General features: G+C 65.0%; 20 protein-coding genes and 2 pseudogenes. 7 read left to right on the top strand and 15 right to left on the bottom strand.

All coding sequences use genetic code 11. From position 1 onward, the window contains the following. Window positions 1–47: 47 nt before the first annotated feature. Window positions 48–1,082, top strand: a complete 1,035-nt coding sequence (locus BVC93_RS11465) for a pentapeptide repeat-containing protein (protein ID WP_192860265.1) — start codon at window positions 48–50, stop codon at window positions 1,080–1,082. Here BVC93_RS11465 and BVC93_RS11460 read toward each other — a convergent pair whose 3' ends face one another. The 11 genes from BVC93_RS11460 to BVC93_RS11415 form a co-directional block, all read right to left on the bottom strand. Continuing rightward, on the bottom strand, window positions 1,083–2,123 hold the full coding sequence (locus tag BVC93_RS11460) for a MinD/ParA family ATP-binding protein (protein ID WP_236950326.1): 1,041 nt from the start codon (window positions 2,121–2,123) through the stop codon (window positions 1,083–1,085). A gap of 231 nt (window positions 2,124–2,354) precedes the next feature. Further along, on the bottom strand, window positions 2,355–2,684 hold the full coding sequence (locus BVC93_RS11455) for a hypothetical protein (RefSeq protein ID WP_083737273.1): 330 nt from the start codon (window positions 2,682–2,684) through the stop codon (window positions 2,355–2,357). Continuing rightward, a complete protein-coding gene (locus BVC93_RS11450; protein WP_157516867.1) occupies window positions 2,674–3,237 on the bottom strand; it encodes a hypothetical protein in 564 nt (187 codons plus the stop codon). Before BVC93_RS11450 ends, BVC93_RS11455 begins: the two co-directional genes overlap by 11 nt. Window positions 3,238–3,279: 42 nt before the next feature. Beyond that, a complete protein-coding gene (locus BVC93_RS11445) occupies window positions 3,280–3,789 on the bottom strand; it encodes a hypothetical protein (RefSeq protein WP_236950325.1) in 510 nt (169 codons plus the stop codon). Between the two features lie 42 nt (window positions 3,790–3,831). After that, window positions 3,832–3,990, bottom strand: a complete 159-nt coding sequence (locus BVC93_RS33055) for a hypothetical protein (RefSeq protein ID WP_157516866.1) — start codon at window positions 3,988–3,990, stop codon at window positions 3,832–3,834. Window positions 3,991–4,002: 12 nt separating this feature from the next. Then, on the bottom strand, window positions 4,003–4,365 hold the full coding sequence (locus BVC93_RS11440) for a DUF2185 domain-containing protein (RefSeq protein ID WP_083737269.1): 363 nt from the start codon (window positions 4,363–4,365) through the stop codon (window positions 4,003–4,005). Further along, window positions 4,365–4,889, bottom strand: coding sequence for a hypothetical protein (locus BVC93_RS11435; RefSeq protein WP_083737267.1), 525 nt, complete (start codon window positions 4,887–4,889; stop codon window positions 4,365–4,367). Before BVC93_RS11435 ends, BVC93_RS11440 begins: the two co-directional genes overlap by 1 nt. A 24-nt stretch (window positions 4,890–4,913) precedes the next feature. Beyond that, window positions 4,914–5,066, bottom strand: a complete 153-nt coding sequence (locus tag BVC93_RS34735; protein ID WP_083737266.1) for a GH-E family nuclease — start codon at window positions 5,064–5,066, stop codon at window positions 4,914–4,916. 282 nt (window positions 5,067–5,348) lie between these two features. Next, complete coding sequence (locus BVC93_RS11425; protein WP_083737265.1) at window positions 5,349–6,809, bottom strand: hypothetical protein; 1,461 nt, start codon at window positions 6,807–6,809, stop codon at window positions 5,349–5,351. Further along, window positions 6,806–7,252 carry a hypothetical protein gene (locus BVC93_RS11420; RefSeq protein ID WP_083737264.1) on the bottom strand — a complete coding sequence of 149 codons (447 nt, stop codon included), beginning with the start codon at window positions 7,250–7,252 and terminating at the stop codon, window positions 6,806–6,808. Before BVC93_RS11420 ends, BVC93_RS11425 begins: the two co-directional genes overlap by 4 nt. Continuing rightward, entirely contained in the window at window positions 7,249–8,064 is an 816-nt protein-coding gene (locus tag BVC93_RS11415; RefSeq protein ID WP_083737263.1) for a hypothetical protein, read from the bottom strand. Before BVC93_RS11415 ends, BVC93_RS11420 begins: the two co-directional genes overlap by 4 nt. 112 nt (window positions 8,065–8,176) lie before the next feature. Between BVC93_RS11415 and BVC93_RS33750 the strand changes: the two genes are divergently transcribed. From BVC93_RS33750 to BVC93_RS33050, 4 genes are all read left to right on the top strand, one after another. Continuing rightward, the gene (locus BVC93_RS33750; RefSeq protein ID WP_197687538.1) at window positions 8,177–8,608 is read left to right on the top strand and encodes an SAV_915 family protein; all 432 of its coding nucleotides are present in this window, start codon (window positions 8,177–8,179) and stop codon (window positions 8,606–8,608) included. 43 nt (window positions 8,609–8,651) lie between these two features. After that, entirely contained in the window at window positions 8,652–8,936 is a 285-nt protein-coding gene (locus tag BVC93_RS11405; RefSeq protein ID WP_083737262.1) for a hypothetical protein, read from the top strand. Window positions 8,937–9,218: 282 nt separating this feature from the next. Next, a complete protein-coding gene (locus BVC93_RS11400; protein ID WP_083737261.1) occupies window positions 9,219–9,428 on the top strand; it encodes a hypothetical protein in 210 nt (69 codons plus the stop codon). Continuing rightward, on the top strand, window positions 9,415–10,248 hold the full coding sequence (locus BVC93_RS33050) for a hypothetical protein (RefSeq protein ID WP_157516865.1): 834 nt from the start codon (window positions 9,415–9,417) through the stop codon (window positions 10,246–10,248). Before BVC93_RS11400 ends, BVC93_RS33050 begins: the two co-directional genes overlap by 14 nt. Window positions 10,249–10,361: 113 nt before the next feature. On the opposite strand, the gene BVC93_RS11390 is transcribed toward BVC93_RS33050, so the two are convergent. From BVC93_RS11390 to BVC93_RS11375, 4 genes and pseudogenes are all read right to left on the bottom strand, one after another. Continuing rightward, window positions 10,362–10,694, bottom strand: coding sequence for a hypothetical protein (locus tag BVC93_RS11390; protein WP_083737259.1), 333 nt, complete (start codon window positions 10,692–10,694; stop codon window positions 10,362–10,364). 35 nt (window positions 10,695–10,729) lie between these two features. Beyond that, window positions 10,730–11,453, bottom strand: a pseudogene (locus BVC93_RS11385) (MinD/ParA family ATP-binding protein); the annotation flags it as partial. Then, window positions 11,447–12,463 (bottom strand): annotated as a pseudogene (locus BVC93_RS34610) (alpha/beta hydrolase); the annotation flags it as partial. The pseudogenes BVC93_RS11385 and BVC93_RS34610, both read right to left, overlap by 7 nt. Beyond that, entirely contained in the window at window positions 12,463–12,672 is a 210-nt protein-coding gene (locus tag BVC93_RS11375; protein WP_083737257.1) for a hypothetical protein, read from the bottom strand. The pseudogene BVC93_RS34610 and the gene BVC93_RS11375, both read right to left, overlap by 1 nt. An 860-nt stretch (window positions 12,673–13,532) precedes the next feature. On the opposite strand from BVC93_RS11375, the gene gltB reads away from it, so the two are divergent. After that, a complete protein-coding gene (gene gltB / locus BVC93_RS11370; protein ID WP_083737256.1) occupies window positions 13,533–18,137 on the top strand; it encodes a glutamate synthase large subunit in 4,605 nt (1,534 codons plus the stop codon). Beyond that, window positions 18,130–19,599 (top strand): glutamate synthase subunit beta, encoded by a 1,470-nt coding sequence (locus BVC93_RS11365; RefSeq protein ID WP_083737255.1) that lies wholly within the window; start codon window positions 18,130–18,132, stop codon window positions 19,597–19,599. Before gltB ends, BVC93_RS11365 begins: the two co-directional genes overlap by 8 nt. The last annotated feature ends 104 nt before the right edge of the window (window positions 19,600–19,703 follow it).

Below are 19,703 nucleotides of genomic sequence, written 5' to 3'. Positions count from 1 at the left end.
GCTCACATTATGGGCGTTTGCACAAATCGCGATCTAGGTTGAGCAGCGTGCTTCCAGAGCCGACGAGTGACGACATACCTGACAGGCCAAACCCGCCGCTGATGAAGGTGGCAGCGTGGGCGGTGGTAGTCGGTCTCTTGTCGTTGGCGGGGCTTGCCATCGCGTCTTGGGTCTGGAAGTGGGAGGGGTTCTGGCGCGGTGCTGGCCAGCCATACGCGACTGTTCTGGCCGCGCTTGCCGCAGTCACCGCCGCAGCAATTGCCCTCCACAACAGCCACACCCAGCTAGGGGAGCTTCGGACACAGCGAGAACTCGATCACCAACGCTGGGTGACCCAGACGAAGAATGACCAAGATCGTTGGGAAGCTCAACGCCAAGACGAACAAACCCGGTGGACCGACCAACGGCGGCGCGACGACATCAAGGATCTTCGGTCACGATTCGCAGAAGCGACTGAGCAGCTTGCCCACGACCGACCCGCCATTCGGCGGTCCGGAGCCTACGCGATGGCTGCGTTGGTCAAAGACTGGCGCGAGCTTGGAATTTCCGAAGAGGCCAAGGTGTGTCTCAGTGTTCTGGCGGCCTACGTCACCAGTCCCAATCCGACGTACACGGCTGACGGTACACGCGCAGATGCTGGTTCGGATGGCCCTATTCGTGCGTTGATCGTCTCACTGATATGCCAAGATGTAGTTCCCGAATTCGGCAGCGAGCCCGGCGATTTCGCACTTCTCAAGTATGCGGATCTCAGGGCTGTCGAATTTCAAGGCAGCCTGAACAATGTAATTTCGTTCAGTGGGTCGCAATTGCAAGACGCGCAGTTCATAGGCTGCGCCATCCCAGACGGTATGCTTTTCGACTTCGCCAAGTTGAATCGGGCGCGCTTGTACAACGTAAATCTCAAGTACGCATCTCTAACGTTTGCCGACCTGTCCAACGCAAGTCTGGATTGGGCGAAGCTGCACGGTGCAAATCTATCGCATGCCGATCTGGTCGATACCAGCGTCAACGGAGTGTCGTACGACCCAGATACCCGATGGCCGAACGGGTATCAACCGCCAAAATCCATGCCGGAGCAATAGCTAACGCGCGAAGTGCCGGGCGATGGCCGCGGCTATCTCCATGAACCGCAGCTTCACCATCGGCGACATCTCACCGGTGACGTCGATGACGCCGCCGGGCCGCAGATGCGGGTCGAACGGCACCTCGACCACCACCTGTCCGCGGCTGGTGAACTGGTAGGCCAGCGACGCGCGGGTTCTCTTGTCGGAATGACCGTCGGAGTCGTTGAGCACCACCACGGTTCGGCGCAGCAGTTCGGTGCGGCCGTGGTTGGCCAGCCACTCCATGGTCTGCGCGGCGGCCGCGGCCCCGTCTGCCCACGGCGAGGACACCACGATCAGGGCGTCGAGGTCGCGCAGTGCCTCCTGGGTGACAGGAGCGTCCATGGTGGAGCCGCAGTCGATCACCGAGATGGTGAAGTGCCGATCGAGCCGGTGGGCGGTCTCTCGGTAGACGGCTGGATCGAGCACCCGGCGTCGGGTTGTCGGGTGCTCACCGGCCAGCACGTACAACCCGGTGGGATTGTGTCCCAACCGGCGTTGCAGGTCGGCGAACGACTGCAGGTTCCTGTCGTTGGCCAGCTCCCAGTAGGACCCCTGCACCGTCGGATCGATGCGACTGGCCAACCGCCCGAAGGCGGTGTCGGCGTCGAGGGCAACCACGCGGTCCGACGGTCTCTGCTCGGCGAAGATCGAGCCCACACTGGCCGCCACGGACGTCTTGCCGACACCCCCCTTGCCGAGCACACCGATCTTGAGGCGGCCGCGCAGTGGTGCGCGGACCACGGCGGCTAGCTCGGCCTGGCGCCGTTGCGCCGCCGTCGGACCAGGATTGACCAGTCCGAAGGTGAGTCGGTACAGCGCGAGACGCCAGCCCGCGTCGGGGCGCGGCTTGGCTGACCTGGGCACAGGGGCCGGCTGGGGGGACCAGCCAGGTGGCGGAGGTGGCGCCTGGGGGCCGGGAAACGGTGGTGGCGCCAGGCGGGGATCTCCGGCACGCGGGGGTGCTGGTTGCCGTCCGTGGTCCGGCTGCCTTGGCACGAAACCGTCATGCTGTGTCACTGTCGGCCTCCTCGAGGTGCGTGTCGCGACACCAGTATCGGCCACCACCGGATCAGGCTGACGCCAGAGGCCGTTGAAGAGTCGTTCTGGGCCCAGCGCAGCAGCCAGCCCTCGGTGACGCGCGGTTACACCTGCCGCCGCAGAGGATCGGCGACGGGATCCCAGTCCGCCTCCTCGGCGACCGTCTCCCGGTGCCGCAGCATCCGGCGCAACCCCTCACGGTCTTCGTGCTCACCACGAACTCGCCTGATACGTGCCACCAACTCCGGATCCCGCGGCGTGACTTTCCACCCGGTCGAAGATCAGCCCGACCTGGCGCAGCGCCTCCCGATAGGTCTCGACGTAACCCTGTTCGATCGCGCGGCTCAGTAGTTCGGGCCGGATCCCTGCGGCCGACGGTTTCAGATGTACCCGCTGGAGATCGCCATGCACGGACACGGTGAGAGAGCCCGTCTGCTCGGCCGAGCCCTGTGCCGTGAAGCCCGCTGTTCCGGAGACCTTTCCGATCCAGCTGCTCAGCCAGTGAATCAGCTGGTCGGCACTGAGTTCTTCAAAGCCCATTACAGTGCTCTCGTTCCGGTGATCGGCGGCGCCTGTCGAACTGTTGGATCTTCTCATGCAGCAGCGGCATCCCCGAATGCGCGAGCACAAACTCCCGCAACGACTTCCCTGCCGTCCCCGAAGGAAGTGACAGGTCAAGGTCGGGGCGGTCAAAGATCAAGTCGTAGAGGGGGACTCGCGCAGTCTCTGGTCGTGGGCCGTTCTTCGCCAGTCCGATCAGCGGCGGGCCGAATCTCGGTGACACCAGATTGATGTCGGCGCCGCCGTCCAGTAGGCGCTGCACCATGGGGGCTTCCCGCTGTGCATCATGGCCGCGTCGTCCGAAGAGAACATGTAGGACGTTGATCCCAGCGGATTCGACCGAGGGGTCAGCGCCATCGTCCAGCAGGCGGTGGGTGATGGCGATACGAGCGGAAATGGCTTTGTTGGCAACGGAATCGAACAATAGCGTGCGGCCACCGGACTTGCGGAAGCTGACAGCATCGACAGGGTGGCGTGCCTCGAGAAACTGCTCGTAAGTAGCAGACCCTGCGGCGAAACTCACGCTGGCCATCGATACCTCCTCCGCATGTTGTGACAGGTTACGGGCCTGCACCTAGTGCGGAATCTCGTCCAGACTGTTGCGTGTGAGGGTCTCGGTCATCGCGGCCACGACCTGTTCGGCAGAACAGTCATCGGGCGTGGAGAGCATGTTCCCACCCGCGACAGAGGTGAAGGTCAACCCGTCGGCGGCGTGGTCGACAGACCCCACTTCGTTGCTGATCCAAGTGCGGTAACCGACCCCGATCTTCCAGCCGCCCCGCCGAGCCAGGCGGTTCACTGCCGCGTCGGACAGCGTGAGCATAGCCGGTGCGAAAGTGCCGGCAACATGGGCACAGATCGTGTCTCGCACCGCGCTGGTGACGGCGCCGTCGACGAGCTCACGCAGGTCGATCCCTAGGTTGTGCACGGGAATTCGCCGGCCGGCGGATTGTGAACCCGCAGAAACCTGTACACGCAGACCCAGTTGCGAACTCGACCCCGAAACCGTGGAGACATAACCACTTTCGAGCTCGGGGTCACCGACCGTCCCGATGGTGACATGGCTCCTGACGATGTCGGTCAACGCATCTGGCGAACCTTTCCACTGCTGGCCCTTCGACGTCGATCAACCGCCGATACCGAACGAGGACTGCAAAGTGGTCAACAACGCGTCGACGCGGCCAGAGATCCATTCCGGTGGCTCGTCGGCGGCGACCCAGATGGTGCGCAGCGACGCATCCGCTGCCCATGCGGGCCGTGCGTATTCAGGGTTGACAGATGGCACCCGTGTAGACCCTCATGCACGGTCCTGCGGCGGCACATAAAGGTTCTCGCGGGGGATCTCGCGCCCGGTAGGGGTGTCGACGACCCGAATGCCCCTGTCATCCCTGACGATCTGCAGATCCGATCCAACTGGGAAGTCCCATATTCCGATCAACGCAGGTTCGATGGCGCAGACCTCGTTGTAGGACACCATCTGCCAATTGCCTGGCGTGTTCAAGTATTCGCTGGTGTCGATATGGCTCATGATCCTCCAGCCATTGTCTGCCGGGCCCTGCGACGGTCTACGCCACATCCAGCGGACCAAGCCGCGGCGCTGCATGACGTTGGCGGTCGCCAGACATGCGCCCGCTTTGGGGTTGAACTCGATGGATTGCATCAGGCGGCCTTCTCGTAATCCTCGACCCGCTTACGGAGTAGGGGCAGGTGGTATGCCGAGTTGAAGATGAAGTCCCGCAACGTACCTTGACCGTACGGAGCGGACAAGTCGAGGCCGGGGCGTTCGAAGAGGACGTTGTAAAACGGCACACGGGCACTCTCCGGTGTCGGCCCGTGTTCGATCAAACCGACCAGAGGCGGGCCGTAGCGCTTCGACACCAGATTGACATCAGCACCACCCTCAATGAGGCGTCGCAGCATTGGGGCCTCTTGTTCTGCATCGTGACCCGGGCGTCCGAACAACACGTGAAGGACATTGAGGCCCTTGGCCACCACCGTTGGGTCGGCCCCGTCGTCGAGCAACCGGGTGGTGATGGCGACTCGGGCATCGATATCCCTGTTGGCCACCGAACTGAAGAGCAGGGTCTGTCCCGCGGAGCGGCACGTGGCGGCCATGGCAGGGTCGTAACTCTTCAGGAACTCTTCGTAGGAAGCACGTTTGGCCAAAATGATGGGGCTGGACATCAGCGGACTCCTTTCGGTGTGGCCTCACGGCCCTTCGTCCACGTGTGATCGATTTCGGCCAGGGTCTTGCGCCCGGTAATTGTCGGGTTCTCGATACTCGGAGAGGAAATCCTCCACGCTGATGTCCCCGCTCAAGTACTGCTCGCGCAAAGTACGGTACTCCTGGCCATGCGACATGGCCCATATCCCACTTGCCGTTCCGAGGGTCTCCCGGTTGCCACTCGACCAGTTCGTAGCTTCGGGTGGCTTGGGTAGCTCGCCGGGCTCGGGTAGCTGGGGAAGGTTGTCTAGGCGTCCGGCGGTGCCCGCAAGGCGACCAGCGCCGGCGAGCTCGTCGGCCAGCCCCGGCAGCCGGCTTTCGATGCGGGCACTCCCGACGACGCGCGCTGCCCTGCACCAACGGATTGATCAGCTGATTTCCGACGACGCCTCTGCAGTGCGGTACCTCCGGCGCGGGTTCTAGCCGGGTCCCAGCAAGGTGATCTCTGGGTCGGTGACTTGAATAAGGCTGTTGTTGTTGACTTTCCAGATTTTCAGGTCGCGTTGCTCAGGAGTGGTCCAAGCTGACTGGCAGGTGTTGAGATCAGTTGCGGCGTAGACAAATCCGGCACCGGTGGTATTTGCGAAGCTGTCAGTGATGGCGATGGTGCCGTCGGAGGCGACGTATCCCATGTTGTCGAGTTGTATTCGGCAGGTGGGGCCGGGTTGGCCGGTGTCGAGGTTCCATTGTTGCCAGTCGGCTTCGTGGACGAAGCCGGCGACGCGGGCGTAGATGTGGTTGCCGATGGTGCGGAAGTCGGTGGTGGGTGCCGTGGCGGGGATGGAGAGCAGGAGTTCTCCGGCGGCGGTGTAGACCTGCCATTGGTTGCTGGCGAGGTGGTACATGACGGGCATGTCGGCGCTGTCGAGGGCCAGGAGCATGGAGTCGTCGGGTTGGACGCGGTTGAGCAGGGTGCCGTCGGTGTCGTAGAAGAGGATGCCGGCGTTTTCTGCGGGTTGTTCGAATTGGTAGGCGAATCCGCCGTTGTAGACGACGGCTTGGTCGAGGGTGAGGCCTTCGGGTGGGGTGGGGGTCAGGATGGTGCCGTCGAGCACGGAGAACACCGGTGACGGGGCGCTGAAATCGTTGGGTGGCGGGCTTTGCGTCACCAGGTACTGCGGCGGTGCGTCGGAAACGCCGAGATAGTCGGGGATGTGCAGGATGCCGCTGCCGGGGACGAACCAGGTCAGTTGGCCGCGTTCGCCGACGCCGTGAACACCTTGGTCCTCGACTGTGGCGACCAGGCGGGTGTCGTCGCGGTAGTTTCCGACGGCTTGCAGGACGGGACGGCCGGGGGTGCGACCGCCTCCGGGTTCGAGTTCAGTGGGGCCGTCGAAGGTGATGGTGCCGGTGGTGAGGTCGATGATCCAGAGATGGTTGAGGGCGTCGGCGGGTTCGAAGGGTTCGGAGATGCACAGTGCGGTGGTGGGTCCGTTGAGGAAACAGCGACCGATGAGGGTGAAGGCGGGGATGTTGACCGGGGGGTACAGGGGTGCGCCGGTGGTGAGGTTCACCCCGGTGAGCAGGGCTTCGTTTTCGGACGTGGACAGGAAGTAGGCGCGGTCTGCGATGCTGGCGATCAATTCTCCGACTCTTCGGTCTGGGGGGAGGCCGAGTTGGGTGGGGGTGGTGTGCCAGGTGGGAATGGGTTGGCGGGCAAGGGAGTAGGGGATCAGCATATCGGCGGGGGTGCCGATGGGGGCGTCGATGGCTGCCGTTCTGCGATCGGATCCCCAGGGCCACCAGACCAGGGAGACCGCGACCGCGATCACCACGGGCACCGCGATGAACAGCAACAGCCGGCGGCGTTTGCGGGGTGGAGGTGCCGGGGGTGGGTCGATCCAGTGGTAACCACCCAACGGCGGCGAAGGTTCACTCATGGCACCGGAACGGAGTCGATCTGGCACACTCTTAATTCGCCGTCGACAACCCGCATCTGGAACTGTGCGGCGCCGTCGCCGAACATGGTGACCAGCCTCCAGTCTGATCCGTTCCGGGTGAATGTTCCGGTCCCGACGATTCTTTCAAGCGCGCCCGTCTGTTGTCCGGCAGCGACCTTCTCGATTTCTCGGTACAACGCACCGTTGTCGGTGTCAGCACATGACAGGGCATTGACGTTCGCCAGGTGTAGAGCGTTGCGTTCGCGGACCCACACGCGCACAGTGTTTTCGGCGGTGGCTCGGGCTTGCTCGTCGTTCATCGACTCGCTGGCCGACATGGCTTTCAGGGTAGCGCCGTCGTGTCCACCGATCACGGCCAGAGTCAGAATCAGACTCGCCGCAACTACACCAATAGCCCACGGCCACAGCCGTATCTGCTTCATCGCGGTCGCACCTCAACTTCGATGTCGCAGAGCTTCAGTCCGTTCTCGTCCGTGAGTGTCATGTCCTCGATGAACAACCCGCCGGTCCCCTGAACATCGTCCACCGCGCGCGACCACTCCTCGTTGAGAGGGCGGGCCGCGTAGACCACTCGAGCCCGGTAGCCCGAGGCTGTGTCAGAGAAATCCACGATTCCCTCTGGAAACGCCAGCCTTTCCTGCTCGCCGCCGCCGTCGAGATGCCTCATCCACCTCGACAGCCCGTTGCCGGGCCGGGCACAGACCAGTGTGCGCATCGCCGCGATGTCACCCCGACGTTCAGCCTCATGCCATCGCGTGACCAGTTTTAGTGCCTCAGCCTGGCGGGGCGGTGTCGCAGGCACGGTGACGAGATCGGCCTCCGGTAACGGCGACCACCGCCAATCCTTGACGAACAGCACACCACTGACCGCCAGGCAGGCCAACGTAACCCCGGCCAAGATCAGTCGCACCGCGTGGCGTTTACCTCCCCCGTCGGGATTGGTCGCGGGTGGCTCGGCGCGAACCAGCAGTGTGCCGTCGGCGCGGCAGTCCAGGATGATCCGCGAATATGGCGCGCCGGCGGCCGTGGCACGTCGAAAATGCTCGGCCATCAGGCCCGCTACGTCGGCGTTGACGGCAATGGGTTCCGACGCTGCCGTGACGGCCCAGCCGTGCGGGACGGCCGGCCCGAACTCGGCGTGCAGCGCCGTCCACGCCGGTGGTGCCCCGGCGCGCAGCCGGTTCAGCGCGTCCTCGATCAGGTGGCGGTCGCCAACCGGAATCTCCTGGGCCACGCTTCCTGAGGATACGCAGCCGCGCATGTGCATCGCGCAAGACAGGCTTTGCTGCAGTCGCTGCTACTGTCCGATGGCAGAAGTGTGCACGCGTGCAGGGAGGTGGGCGCGGATGGAGTTCCACCACCCCGTCAACGGTAGTGAGGGAAGGCCGCCGACGGCCCCCTCATGGCAACCCGGTTATCAGACCGCGGACGACATGCGCGACGAGTGGCACGAAGTGCACGGATGGGCCACCAGCCCGCCTCCGGAAGTCCTCGCTGAATGGGCGGCGGTGCGCCAGGCTGAGAAGGATCACGTAGGCCGAAACGCCTCACCCCGAGACGTAGACGAAGGCAACGACTTTCCACCCGTCGTCTACCTTCCGTGCGCGGAGAAGGTCGACGATCCGCACGCCGCACGGGTGGACATGCGCCGGGTCCAAGACGGCAGGACGGCGCTGTTGGCCTACTCGAACCTCGACCAGCTACGGCATTGCTGCGGAGAGCACCAAGCCTGGACGTCCTCGACCAATTGCAGCTCAAGCGCCCGTTCGAGCTGCTGATGCTGGGTGTAGCCATCCCCGACGACCTCCGGCGAGGACCACGATGACACTTCACGTCGACCACGATGCACTTGAAAAGATCGCCCGAGGGTTGTTCGATGTGGGCGCCAGTCTGGATGAAACCGGAGCCTCGGCTCCGGCCTCCGTCGACGGCGGGGTCGGCACGCCCGCAATCCTGGAAAGTCTGGCACGAATGGTGGACAACGCCGGCCAACTCGTCGTCGCGGTGAAGGCCGCCGGCGATGCGGTCGGCACGGCGAACACCAACTACCGAAACCTCGATGACCCTGCTGCTGACTCTCAGAGCGCTACCGCGTGGACGGAGTGAGCACGTGCCGATAGACACCAGGGTCGAAGGCAGCCCCGAGAACATCCGGGGGTCGGCAGACGGGCTGCGCGGCACCTTAGCCGGCGGTATCTCCGCGACGGTGGATCAAATCACCAGCGCGCGGAACACCGCGGGCGGTGGCTGGGAAGGTGAGGCATATGAGGCATTCACGGCGCGGATGGCAAGCGGAGCCACACAGGCCGATGGTCTGGAAACGGCGGTTGTGGACTGCGCTGGCGCCATCGACACGTTCGCCCCGAGATTCAGCGCGCTCAGCGCGACATGTCCCATGTCCGCGACGACGCATCGGCCGCCGTGGGGGCGGTCGGCGGAGCCATTGTCGGGATCTTCGCCTCCGGCGCGGTGGATTCCCTCTACCAGAAAGGCATCGGAAGCATCGGTGATGTCATGAGTGACGGTGTCGATGCCGTAGCCGACACCGGAGAAGCCATCGGAGATCTAGCCAAAGAAGCGCGGGATGCCATCTTCTGAGTATTCGAATACACCCGAAGGTTGGGCCAGCACCGGGTTCGGTGCCCGCGATCTGGCCTCGATCGCGCTGACGGGCGCAATTGCATTGGCAGCGTTGCTGTCCGGTGCAGTGCTTGCCGTCTCTGGGAACACGGTGGCACCCAAGTACTGCGTCCTTTTCGCGGTGGCTATGGCTCTGGTAGCGGCGCTGGGTGTGACGATGCGACGCCACCGACACGGCTTGTCCTCGGCTGTGCGGACAGTTGACGCGGCGGGCGTCCGGGCAACAGAAGTTCGCTACTCGGCGACACAATTCGGGATACTTGTGGCGTTGATGACTTGCCTGGCGCTTTTGTGCCTGCTTGGTGCAGCGGAGGCCTATTTGCGCTCCGATTCGAGTGGCTTTCCGGGACTGTCAGTGTTGCTGGGTGGTGCCGGCGTGTTCCTGGCGTCGTTCGGTATCGCAGCTGCCACCGGACGGCTGCGTCGTGGTGCCGTGGCGCTGTCGGGTGCGGGAATCTCGCAGCGGGGCTGGAGCTTCGAGTCGCGGTTGGACTGGTCGGCGGTGGCCGGAATCAACCCGGGCCACAACGGCTATCCGGTGATACTCGTCATCGGCTACACCAACGCTGAGTGGACGCGCCGCCAGATCACGCGGATCTGGCGCATCGACCGCCTCCCGCCGGTCCCGATGATCGAACTGGACTGCCGAAAGTTCGACATCGACCCCGACGCGCTGCTGCGCTATCTGCAGACCTACGTCGAAAGTGCGGCAGCTCGAGACGAGCTCGGCACCGAAGCCGCGTTGATTCGGGCCCGGGCTCTGGAGCAGAGCAGCTGAGCCCGCGGGTTCATGGTGCGGGTGGGTCTGGCCAGCCGGGCTGGCGGGCCGGTGGTGGTTGTTGGTCAGCGGCAGGGATGCCCTGCGCTGTGCTGGCGTCCACCCGACGGTCGTTATCCCCGAGGTAGGTGACCGTGGCTACGGTCGCTGCGACGGTGGCAACACCGATCACGGCTCCGATGCCAGGTTGACCGCCACCGGCCGGCGCCTGAGATCCGCGCACCCGGACCGGCGAACAGCAGCGCACCGGCGGCAACACTGGACATCAACCAGGCCGCGATCAGTGCGGGGAGTTGTGTGGTGTCCGGAAAGTAGGTCATCCAGCTGTAGAAGCGGAACATCCCCTGGCCCGCTGCCACCGCGAAGCCGGCGGCCACCGCCGACGCGTAGACCAGGAACTGCCGCAACCATCCGCCGCGCTGTGCCAGCGCATCCTCCCCCGACATGGGATCGGTGGTGCGACGAAATGCGGTCCGGGCAGCTAAACCTGGCCGTCGCGAGGCCCGCGCAGCAACGAGAACTTCTCGGCCACGGCGCCCGCCAGTTCCAGATAGGCCTGAGTGGTCGGCGGCTTCAAGCGGTTCCAGTCGATGTGGGCTCCTTCGGCCAGGTGCTCGTCGAAGGGAATCAGGTGAATGGAGCGGCAGCGCGCCTAGAGATGCTCGAACACCTTCTCCAACCGCATTGATGCGACCCGGGCGGCGAGGCGCTCAACACCACGTGTTCATCCCGCACCAGACCCGAATGGCATGCTGGGTAAGCCAATCCAGCGTGGCTGACGCGCTGCGGGCGGCGTCCATGGCCAGCGAACTGACCAGCACCACAGAATGCGCGAGGTCCAGCACACCGGACATGGCGGAGTGCATGATGCCGGTGCCGCAGTCGGTCAGGATGATGTTGTAGTAGTGCCGCAAGATGTCGATGGTGCGCCGGTAGTCGGTTTCGCCGAAGGTCTCTGCCAGGGCGGGATCCGCCACGCTGGCAAGCACTTCCAGGCGGCTGCCGGCCATCCGGATGTGCTGGTGGACGTCGGCGTAGCGACGGATGTTGGTATCACGCAACAGGTCCCGGACGGTTGAGGCTGTCGAGGTGTCACGCACCCGCTCGGCGAGTGTCCCGCGGTCGGGGTTCGCATCCACCGCGATCACCCGGTCAGGCCGCACGATTGCCAGCGCAGAACCCAAACCCGTTGTGGTGGTGGTTTTTCACCGTCCAGGTGCAGGAAGATCGGCGAGTTGCTCTGACGGGCCAGGGCCAGGGCCGAATTGTGGTTCTAGCCAATGCTTTTGGTGTTGGTGCCCACCACACCGACGCCGTTGATGCCAGGGGCGATGGTGCCGATCATCTCGATCATGCGGCCGTTGCCGTCGGTGGAGAACATCACGAACTGGCGGTCGATGGTCTCCGACACCGGGGTGAGGGGGTCATCGATGGTGCCGAGCATCGCGTTCAACTGGTCCACCCGGGCTTGATCGGGCGGGATCTTCTGCAGTTCGTCGGTGAGTGCGTTGCGGACGTTGATCTCATTGGCGGCAACGCGGACGTCGAACGGCACCCCGTTCAGGTTTCCCAGCCGTTCGGGGTCGGCGATCACCAAGGCGTGCAACGTCTCCGGATCGAGGGTGGCCAGCAGGGCGGCGCGCTCGTCGGGACTCATGGCGCTCAGCCGGTCCACCAGCGCGTCGGGATCGATCCGTTCGCTCGAGGGCAGCGTCACGTCCTGCTGGCCAACCACCATGGTCGTCAGATCCTTGGCGGTGGTGCGCAACGCCAGACCGAACGTGGTGTCCAACCGGTCGATCTCGTCCAACCCGGACCCGATGGACTGCTGGTAGTCGGCGGCGTCGTCAGCCCGCTCGGCGTCCGGGTGGGTGACGCCACCCGGCATCGGACACGGTGAATCCGGCCGACACCGCCTCATCGACTTTTCCCAGGACGAATGAGCGGACATTGCCCAGGTCGCGGACGGCGTCCTCGGCGTTGTCGGCGATCTCGTTGAAGACATTGGGCAACTCGCGGCCGTGGTCGACCTCCTGGTCGATGCGTGCCGTCGCCGCATCGTGGGTCTGGCCGAACCAGTTCGGGAGCTGGCTATCACACGCTCGGCTTTGTCGAGTTCCTCGTCGATGACGCGAGCGTTGTCGCGGGCCGTCGTCGCCGCACGGGCGAGTGCGTCAAGGTTCCAGCCGCGCAGCTCGCTGATCGACGGCCGCATCAGCGCGGCGGCAACTCGAGGATGGCCGCTGCCGTGGAACCGTCGAGTTCGACGGTGTTGGCGCCGAACCGGGTGACTTTGCCGGCCAGGGTGATGAGCCGCCAGGAAACGGAGGTAGTTGCTGCTTCCGCCGGATCGGCACAGTTCCGGATGGCGGCCAGCACGTCATTGCCGGAGCCGGTTGCTTCGCCGAAAGCCGTCCACGTCAATGCCGCGATGGAGCGTCCACCGTCGCGCCACTGCCAACTGATGTCGGAGAGCTCGATCGGACTGATCCCGATTTCTGGCCTGCCAACTCCCGCTGATCTCTTTGCCAGGCTACCGCGGGCCGAGGCGCCAGAATTTCGATACCGGGAGACCGGGCGGACAGGTAGTCAACTACTCGTGCGCAGCTTGACACCGCCGCCCAGAGTGGTGGTCGACGACCGGACACACAGAGACGCACGGCCTGCGGGCCGCGGGTGTAGCCGGGACCATGGCTTGCGGCGGGACACGAGTGCCGACGAGGGGTGGCCATGGTTCCGGTCACCCTGTCTAAGAATTGCGTCAGATCTTGCGCAAACTCGCGGCCGGAGACAATAAGCCCGCTTACGCTGGGGTGTGCTGATTCGCCGCCGGTCAGGGCGCCGCACCTGGGCGAAATCCGTAGCTCAGCCGTCACGGCGGGGCGGCCAGCTAATTACCTAAACGATTGATGTGGCGAATCCGGTGACCGCGGTCACGTCCGATTCAGGTACCTGTCCTGCCAATGGCGCTGCCACGCACGGGATTTCGAGTCTGAAGGCCTCACGGGCGCCGAATCACCGCCCGCACCCCGCAAACAAAAGTTAGGGTGCACTAAGTTGGCATGTCAGCCCCTGTTTGACATATCGTTTTACGACTTTGTCATGACCCCGTGATGGGCCGCCGTTCAGCGCTGCACGGATGCCGCGGGTCACCGACAGTGCAGACGAGCAAGCTTCAGGGGCGCAGCCTATTGCCCTGCGGAGTTGCGGTGAGCCTGGACAACCACCGCAAGCAGCACAAACAGTCCTAATTCTCTTCACGAAGGGTCAGGTGGGAACCGCCGATGGCATTGGGACCCCAGGGGATGTACAACCCCGCCTACGAACACGATTCCTGTGGTGTGGCGATGGTCGCCGACATGCACGGTCGTCGCAGCCGCGACATCGTGGACAAGGCGATCACCGCCCTGCTCAACCTCGAACACCGTGGCGCCCAGGGAGCTGAGCCCAACACCGGTGACGGCGCGGGCATCCTCATCCAGGTCCCCGACGCATTCCTGCGCGCGGTGTTGCAGGAGGAGGGGGCATTCGAGCTTCCGCCGCTCGGCGAGTACGCCACCGGTATCGCGTTCCTGCCCCAGTCGTCCAAGGACGCCGCCCGCGCCTGCGAGGCCGTCGAGAAGATCGTCGAGGCCGAAGGTCTTCGTGTGCTGGGCTGGCGTGGCGTCCCCACGGACGAGTCGTCGCTGGGAGCGCTGGCCCGCGACGCCATGCCCACCTTCCGCCAGCTCTTCATCGCCGGCGAGTCCGGGATGGAGCTGGAGCGTCGCGCCTACGTCATCCGCAAGCGCGCCGAACACGAACTCGGCACCCGCGGCCCGGGCCAGGACGGCCCCGGCCGTGAAACCGTGTACTTCCCAAGCCTTTCCGGCAACACCCTGGTGTACAAGGGCATGCTCACCACCCCGCAGTTGCGGGCGTTCTACCTGGACCTGCAGGACCAGCGGATGACCAGCGCGCTGGGCATCGTGCATTCGCGCTTCTCCACCAACACCTTCCCGTCCTGGCCGTTGGCCCACCCCTTCCGGATGGTCGCCCACAACGGTGAGATCAACACCGTCACCGGCAACGAGAACTGGATGCGCGCACGTGAAGCGCTGATCCACACCGACGTCTTCGGCTACCACAACGACCTCAACAAGATCTTCCCCGTCTGCACCCCCGGAGCCTCGGACACCGCCCGCTTCGACGAGGTGCTCGAGCTGCTCTACCTGGGCGGACGCAGCGTCGCCCACGCGATGCTGATGATGATCCCCGAGGCCTGGGAACGCAACGAGGCGATGGACCCGGCGCGCCGGGCGTTCTACCGGTACCACGGCTCGCTGATGGAGCCCTGGGACGGCCCGGCCTCGGTGTGCTTCACCGACGGCACCGTCATCGGCGCGGTGCTGGACCGCAACGGTCTGCGGCCGTCACGCATCTGGGTCACCGAGGACGGCCTGGTGGTGCTGGCCTCCGAAGCCGGTGTGCTGGACCTGGAGCCGTCCAAGGTGGTCCGTCGGATGCGACTGCAGCCGGGCCGGATGTTCCTGGTGGACACCGCCCAAGGGCGCATCGTCTCCGACGAAGAGGTCAAGGCCGAGCTGGCCGCCGAACACCCGTACCAGGAGTGGCTGGACGCCGGTCTGTTCCACGTCGATGACCTGCCGCAGGGTAACTACGTGCGGATGCCGCACCACCGCGTGGTGCTGCGCCAGCAGGTGTTCGGCTACACCTATGAAGAGCTGAACCTGCTGGTGGCGCCCATGGCGCGCACCGGGGCCGAGGCGCTGGGCTCGATGGGCACCGACACTCCGATCGCCGTGTTGTCGCAGCGGCCGCGGATGCTCTACGATTACTTCCAGCAGCTGTTCGCCCAGGTCACCAACCCGCCGCTGGACGCCATCCGGGAAGAGGTGGTGACCAGCCTGCAGGGTGTCATCGGACCCGAGGGTGACCTGCTCAACCCCGACGAGAACTCGTGCCGCCAGATCGTGCTGCCCCAGCCGATCCTGCGCAACGCAGACCTGGCCAAGCTGATCAACGTCGACCCCGATCACGAGATCCGCGGTCGCAAGCACGGTATGCGCGCGGCGGTGGTCAGCTGCCTGTATCCGGTGGCCGACGGTGGTGTCGGGCTGCGTCGGGCCCTCGAAGACGTCCGCAAGAAGGTGTCGCAAGCCATCCGCAACGGCGCCCGCATCATCGTGCTCAGTGACCGCGAGTCCAACGAGTGGCTGGCCCCCATCCCGTCGCTGCTCTCGGTGGCCGCTGTGCACCACCATCTGGTGCGGGAGCGCACCCGTACCCAGGTGGGGCTCGTCGTCGAGAGCGGCGATGCGCGCGAGGTGCACCACATGGCGATGTTGTGTGGGTTCGGTGCTGCCGCCATCAACCCCTACATGGCGTTCGAGTCCATCGAGGACATGATCGACCGCGGCGTCATCACCGGACTGACCAGCGATCAGGCCAAGGCGAACTACGTCAAGGCGGCGGGCAAGGGTGTGCTGAAGGTGATGTCCAAGATGGGCATTTCGACCCTGGCCTCCTACACCGGCGCCCAGCTGTTCCAGGCCGTCGGTATCAACCAGCGGGTGCTCGACGAGTACTTCAGCGGATTGCACTGCGCCACCGGCGGAATCGACCTCGACGACATCGCCGCCGACGTGGCCACCCGCCACGAGCTGGCCTACCTGGAGCGGCCCGATGAGCGTGCCCACCGCGAACTCGAGGTCGGCGGCGAGTACCAGTGGCGCCGCGAGGGCGAATACCACCTGTTCAACCCGGACACGGTGTTCAAGCTGCAGCACTCCACCCGCACCGGGCAGTACTCGGTGTTCAAGGAGTACACCGCGCTGGTGGACGACCAGAGTGAGCGCATGGCGTCACTGCGTGGCCTGTTGAAGTTCAAAGAAGGTGTGCGCCAACCGGTTCCGATTGACGAGGTGGAACCCGCCAGCGAGATCGTGAAGCGATTCTCCACCGGTGCCATGAGTTACGGCTCGATCTCGGCCGAGGCGCACGAGACGCTGGCCATCGCGATGAATCGCCTCGGTGGACGGTCCAACTCCGGCGAGGGCGGCGAGTCCGTCGACCGCTTCGACGCCGACGAAGGAGGCGACTGGCGACGCAGCGCCATCAAGCAGGTGGCCTCGGGTCGCTTCGGCGTGACGTCGCACTACCTGTCCAACTGCACCGACATCCAGATCAAGATGGCCCAGGGCGCCAAACCTGGTGAGGGCGGCCAGCTTCCGGGCCACAAGGTGTACCCGTGGGTGGCCGAGGTGCGGCATTCGACGCCGGGTGTGGGTTTGATCTCGCCCCCGCCGCATCACGACATCTACTCCATCGAGGATCTGGCGCAGCTGATCCACGACCTGAAGAATGCCAACCCGCAGGCCCGGATTCACGTGAAACTGGTGTCGGAGAACGGTGTCGGCACGGTTGCCGCCGGTGTTTCGAAGGCCCATGCCGACGTTGTGCTGATCTCCGGGCATGACGGTGGCACCGGTGCCACGCCGTTGACGTCGCAGAAGCACGCGGGCGCGCCCTGGGAGCTGGGCCTGGCCGAGACGCAGCAGACCCTGCTGCTCAACGGTCTTCGCGACCGCATCGTGGTGCAGGTGGACGGCCAGCTCAAGACCGGTCGCGACGTCATGATCGCCGCCCTGCTGGGTGCCGAGGAATTCGGCTTCGCCACCGCACCCCTGGTGGTGTCCGGCTGCATCATGATGCGGGTCTGCCACCTCGACACCTGCCCCGTGGGTGTCGCCACCCAGAACCCGGTGCTGCGGCAGCGCTTCAACGGCAAGCCGGAGTTTGTCGAGAACTTCATGATGTTCATCGCCGAAGAAGTCCGGGAACTGATGGCGCAGCTCGGTTTCCGCACGCTGAACGAGGCAGTGGGTCAGGTGAACGCACTGGACACCACCCGGGCCGCCGAGCACTGGAAGGCCCACAAGCTGGACTTGTCGCCGGTGCTGCACGAGCCGGAGTCGGCGTTCATGAACCAGGACCTGTACTGCAGCTCGCGACAGGACCACGGGCTGGACAAGGCGCTGGACCAGCAACTGATCGTGCAGTGCCGCGAGGCACTGGACTCGCAGACGCCCGTGCGCTTTTCCACGACCATCGCCAACGTGAACCGCACCGTGGGCACCATGCTGGGACACGAGGTCACCAAGGCCTACGGCGCGGGTGGCCTGCCCGACGGCACCATCGACATCACGTTCAACGGCTCGGCGGGTAACAGCTTCGGCGCGTTCCTACCCCAGGGCATCACGCTGCGCGTCTGCGGCGACGCCAATGATTATGTGGGCAAGGGACTCTCGGGTGGTCGCATCGTGGTGCGGCCGTCGGACGACGTGCCGGCGGACTACGTGGCCGAGGAGAACATCATCGGCGGCAACGTGATCCTGTTCGGCGCCACCAGTGGGCAGGCCTACCTGCGCGGCGTGGTCGGCGAGCGGTTCGCGGTGCGCAACTCCGGCGCCCACGCCGTGGTGGAGGGTGTCGGCGACCACGGCTGTGAGTACATGACCGGCGGCCGGGTGGTGATCCTGGGTAAGACCGGACGCAACTTCGCCGCGGGCATGTCCGGCGGCGTGGCCTATGTGTATGACCCGGCCGGGGAACTGGCCGACAACCTCAACACCGAGATGGTGGAACTCGACGCTTTCGACGACTCCGACCTGACATGGTTGCAGGACACCATCGTCGCGCACGTCGATGCCACCGACTCGGCGATCGGCAAGCAGGTCCTGGCGGACTGGCAGGCAGAGCAGGAGAACTTCGTGAAGGTGATGCCCCGCGACTACAAGCGGGTACTGCAGGCGATGGCCGAGGCCGAAGACCAAGGTTTGAATCGGGATCAGATTTCCGAGGCGATCATGGCGGCAGCTCGTGGGTGACCCCAGCGGCTTCCTCAAGCACACCGTTCGCGAGACCCCGGCGCGGCGGCCGGTACCGCTGCGCCTCAAGGACTGGAAAGAGGTCTACGAGGAGTTCAGCCACGATGCCCTGCAGGTGCAGGCATCGCGGTGCATGGACTGCGGCATCCCGTTCTGCCACAACGGATGCCCGTTGGGCAACCTGATTCCCGAGTGGAATGACCTGGTGTTCCGGGGTCGCTGGCGCGACGCCATCGAACGACTGCACGCCACCAACAACTTCCCGGAGTTCACCGGCAGGCTGTGCCCGGCTCCGTGTGAGGCCTCCTGTGTCCTTGGCATCAACCAGGACGCGGTGACCATCAAGCAGGTCGAGGTCGAGATCATCGACAACGCCTTCGATGAGGGCTGGGTGGTGCCCCTGCCGCCGGAAACGCTGACCGGCAAGAGGGTTGCCGTCGTGGGTTCGGGACCGGCAGGACTGGCCGCTGCGCAGCAGCTGACCAGGGCGGGCCATCAGGTCACGGTGTTCGAGCGTGCCGACCGCATCGGCGGTCTGCTGCGCTACGGCATCCCCGAGTTCAAGATGGAGAAGCGCCACATCGACCGGCGACTCGAGCAGATGGAAGCCGAAGGCACCGAGTTCCGCGCGGGCGTGAACGTCGGCGTCGACGTCACTGTCGAGCAACTTCACGACGACTTCGACGCGGTCTTACTGGCCGGTGGTGCAACCGCATGGCGGGATTTGCCGATCCCCGGCCGCGAACTGGGCGGCATCCACCAGGCGATGGAATTCCTGCCGTGGGCCAACAGGGTGCAGAACGGCGATCCTGTCGTCGGCGAGGACGGCGAGCCGCCCATCACCGCCAAGGGCAAGAAGGTCGTGATCATCGGCGGCGGTGACACTGGCGCCGACTGCCTGGGCACCTCCCACCGCCAGGGCGCGGCCAGCATCCACCAGTTCGAGATCATGCCGCGACCTCCGCAGGAGCGGGCCGACTCGACACCGTGGCCCACCTACCCGTTGATGTTCCGGGTGTCCTCTGCGCACGAAGAAGGCGGCGAGCGGGTGTTCTCCGTCAACACCGAGGAGTTCCTGGGTGACGACTCGGGCAACGTCCGGGCCCTCAAAGTGCACGAAGTGAAGATGGTCAGCGGCAAGTTCGAGAAGGTCGAGGGCAGCGACTTCGAGCTCGAGGCCGACATCGTCTTCCTGGCCATGGGCTTCGTCGGACCGCAGAAGGAGGGTCTGCTGACCGACCTGGGCGTCGAGTTCAACGCCCGCGGAAACGTCACCCGCGATGACGACTTCCAGACCACGGTGCCCGGCGTCTTCGTTGCCGGCGACATGGGTCGCGGACAGTCGCTGATCGTGTGGGCCATCGCCGAGGGCCGAGCCGCCGCGGCGGCTGTGGACAGGTTCCTCGTCGGCGAGACGGCTCTGCCCGCTCCGATCAAACCGACGGCGGCGCCCCAGCGGTAACCCGCAGAGCATCCGGCACACAAGCCACAGGCGCACCGGCAGAAACATCTGATGTTTCGGGCGGCGCGCCTGTCGGTGTTTGCCGAAAACTCGGTATGTAATGT

The sequence above is a fragment of the Mycobacterium sp. MS1601 genome, assembly GCF_001984215.1.
GTDB lineage: Bacteria > Actinomycetota > Actinomycetes > Mycobacteriales > Mycobacteriaceae > Mycobacterium.
The sequence above is the reverse complement of the archived record's forward strand: the minus strand, read 5'-3'. Positions and strand labels throughout refer to the sequence as shown.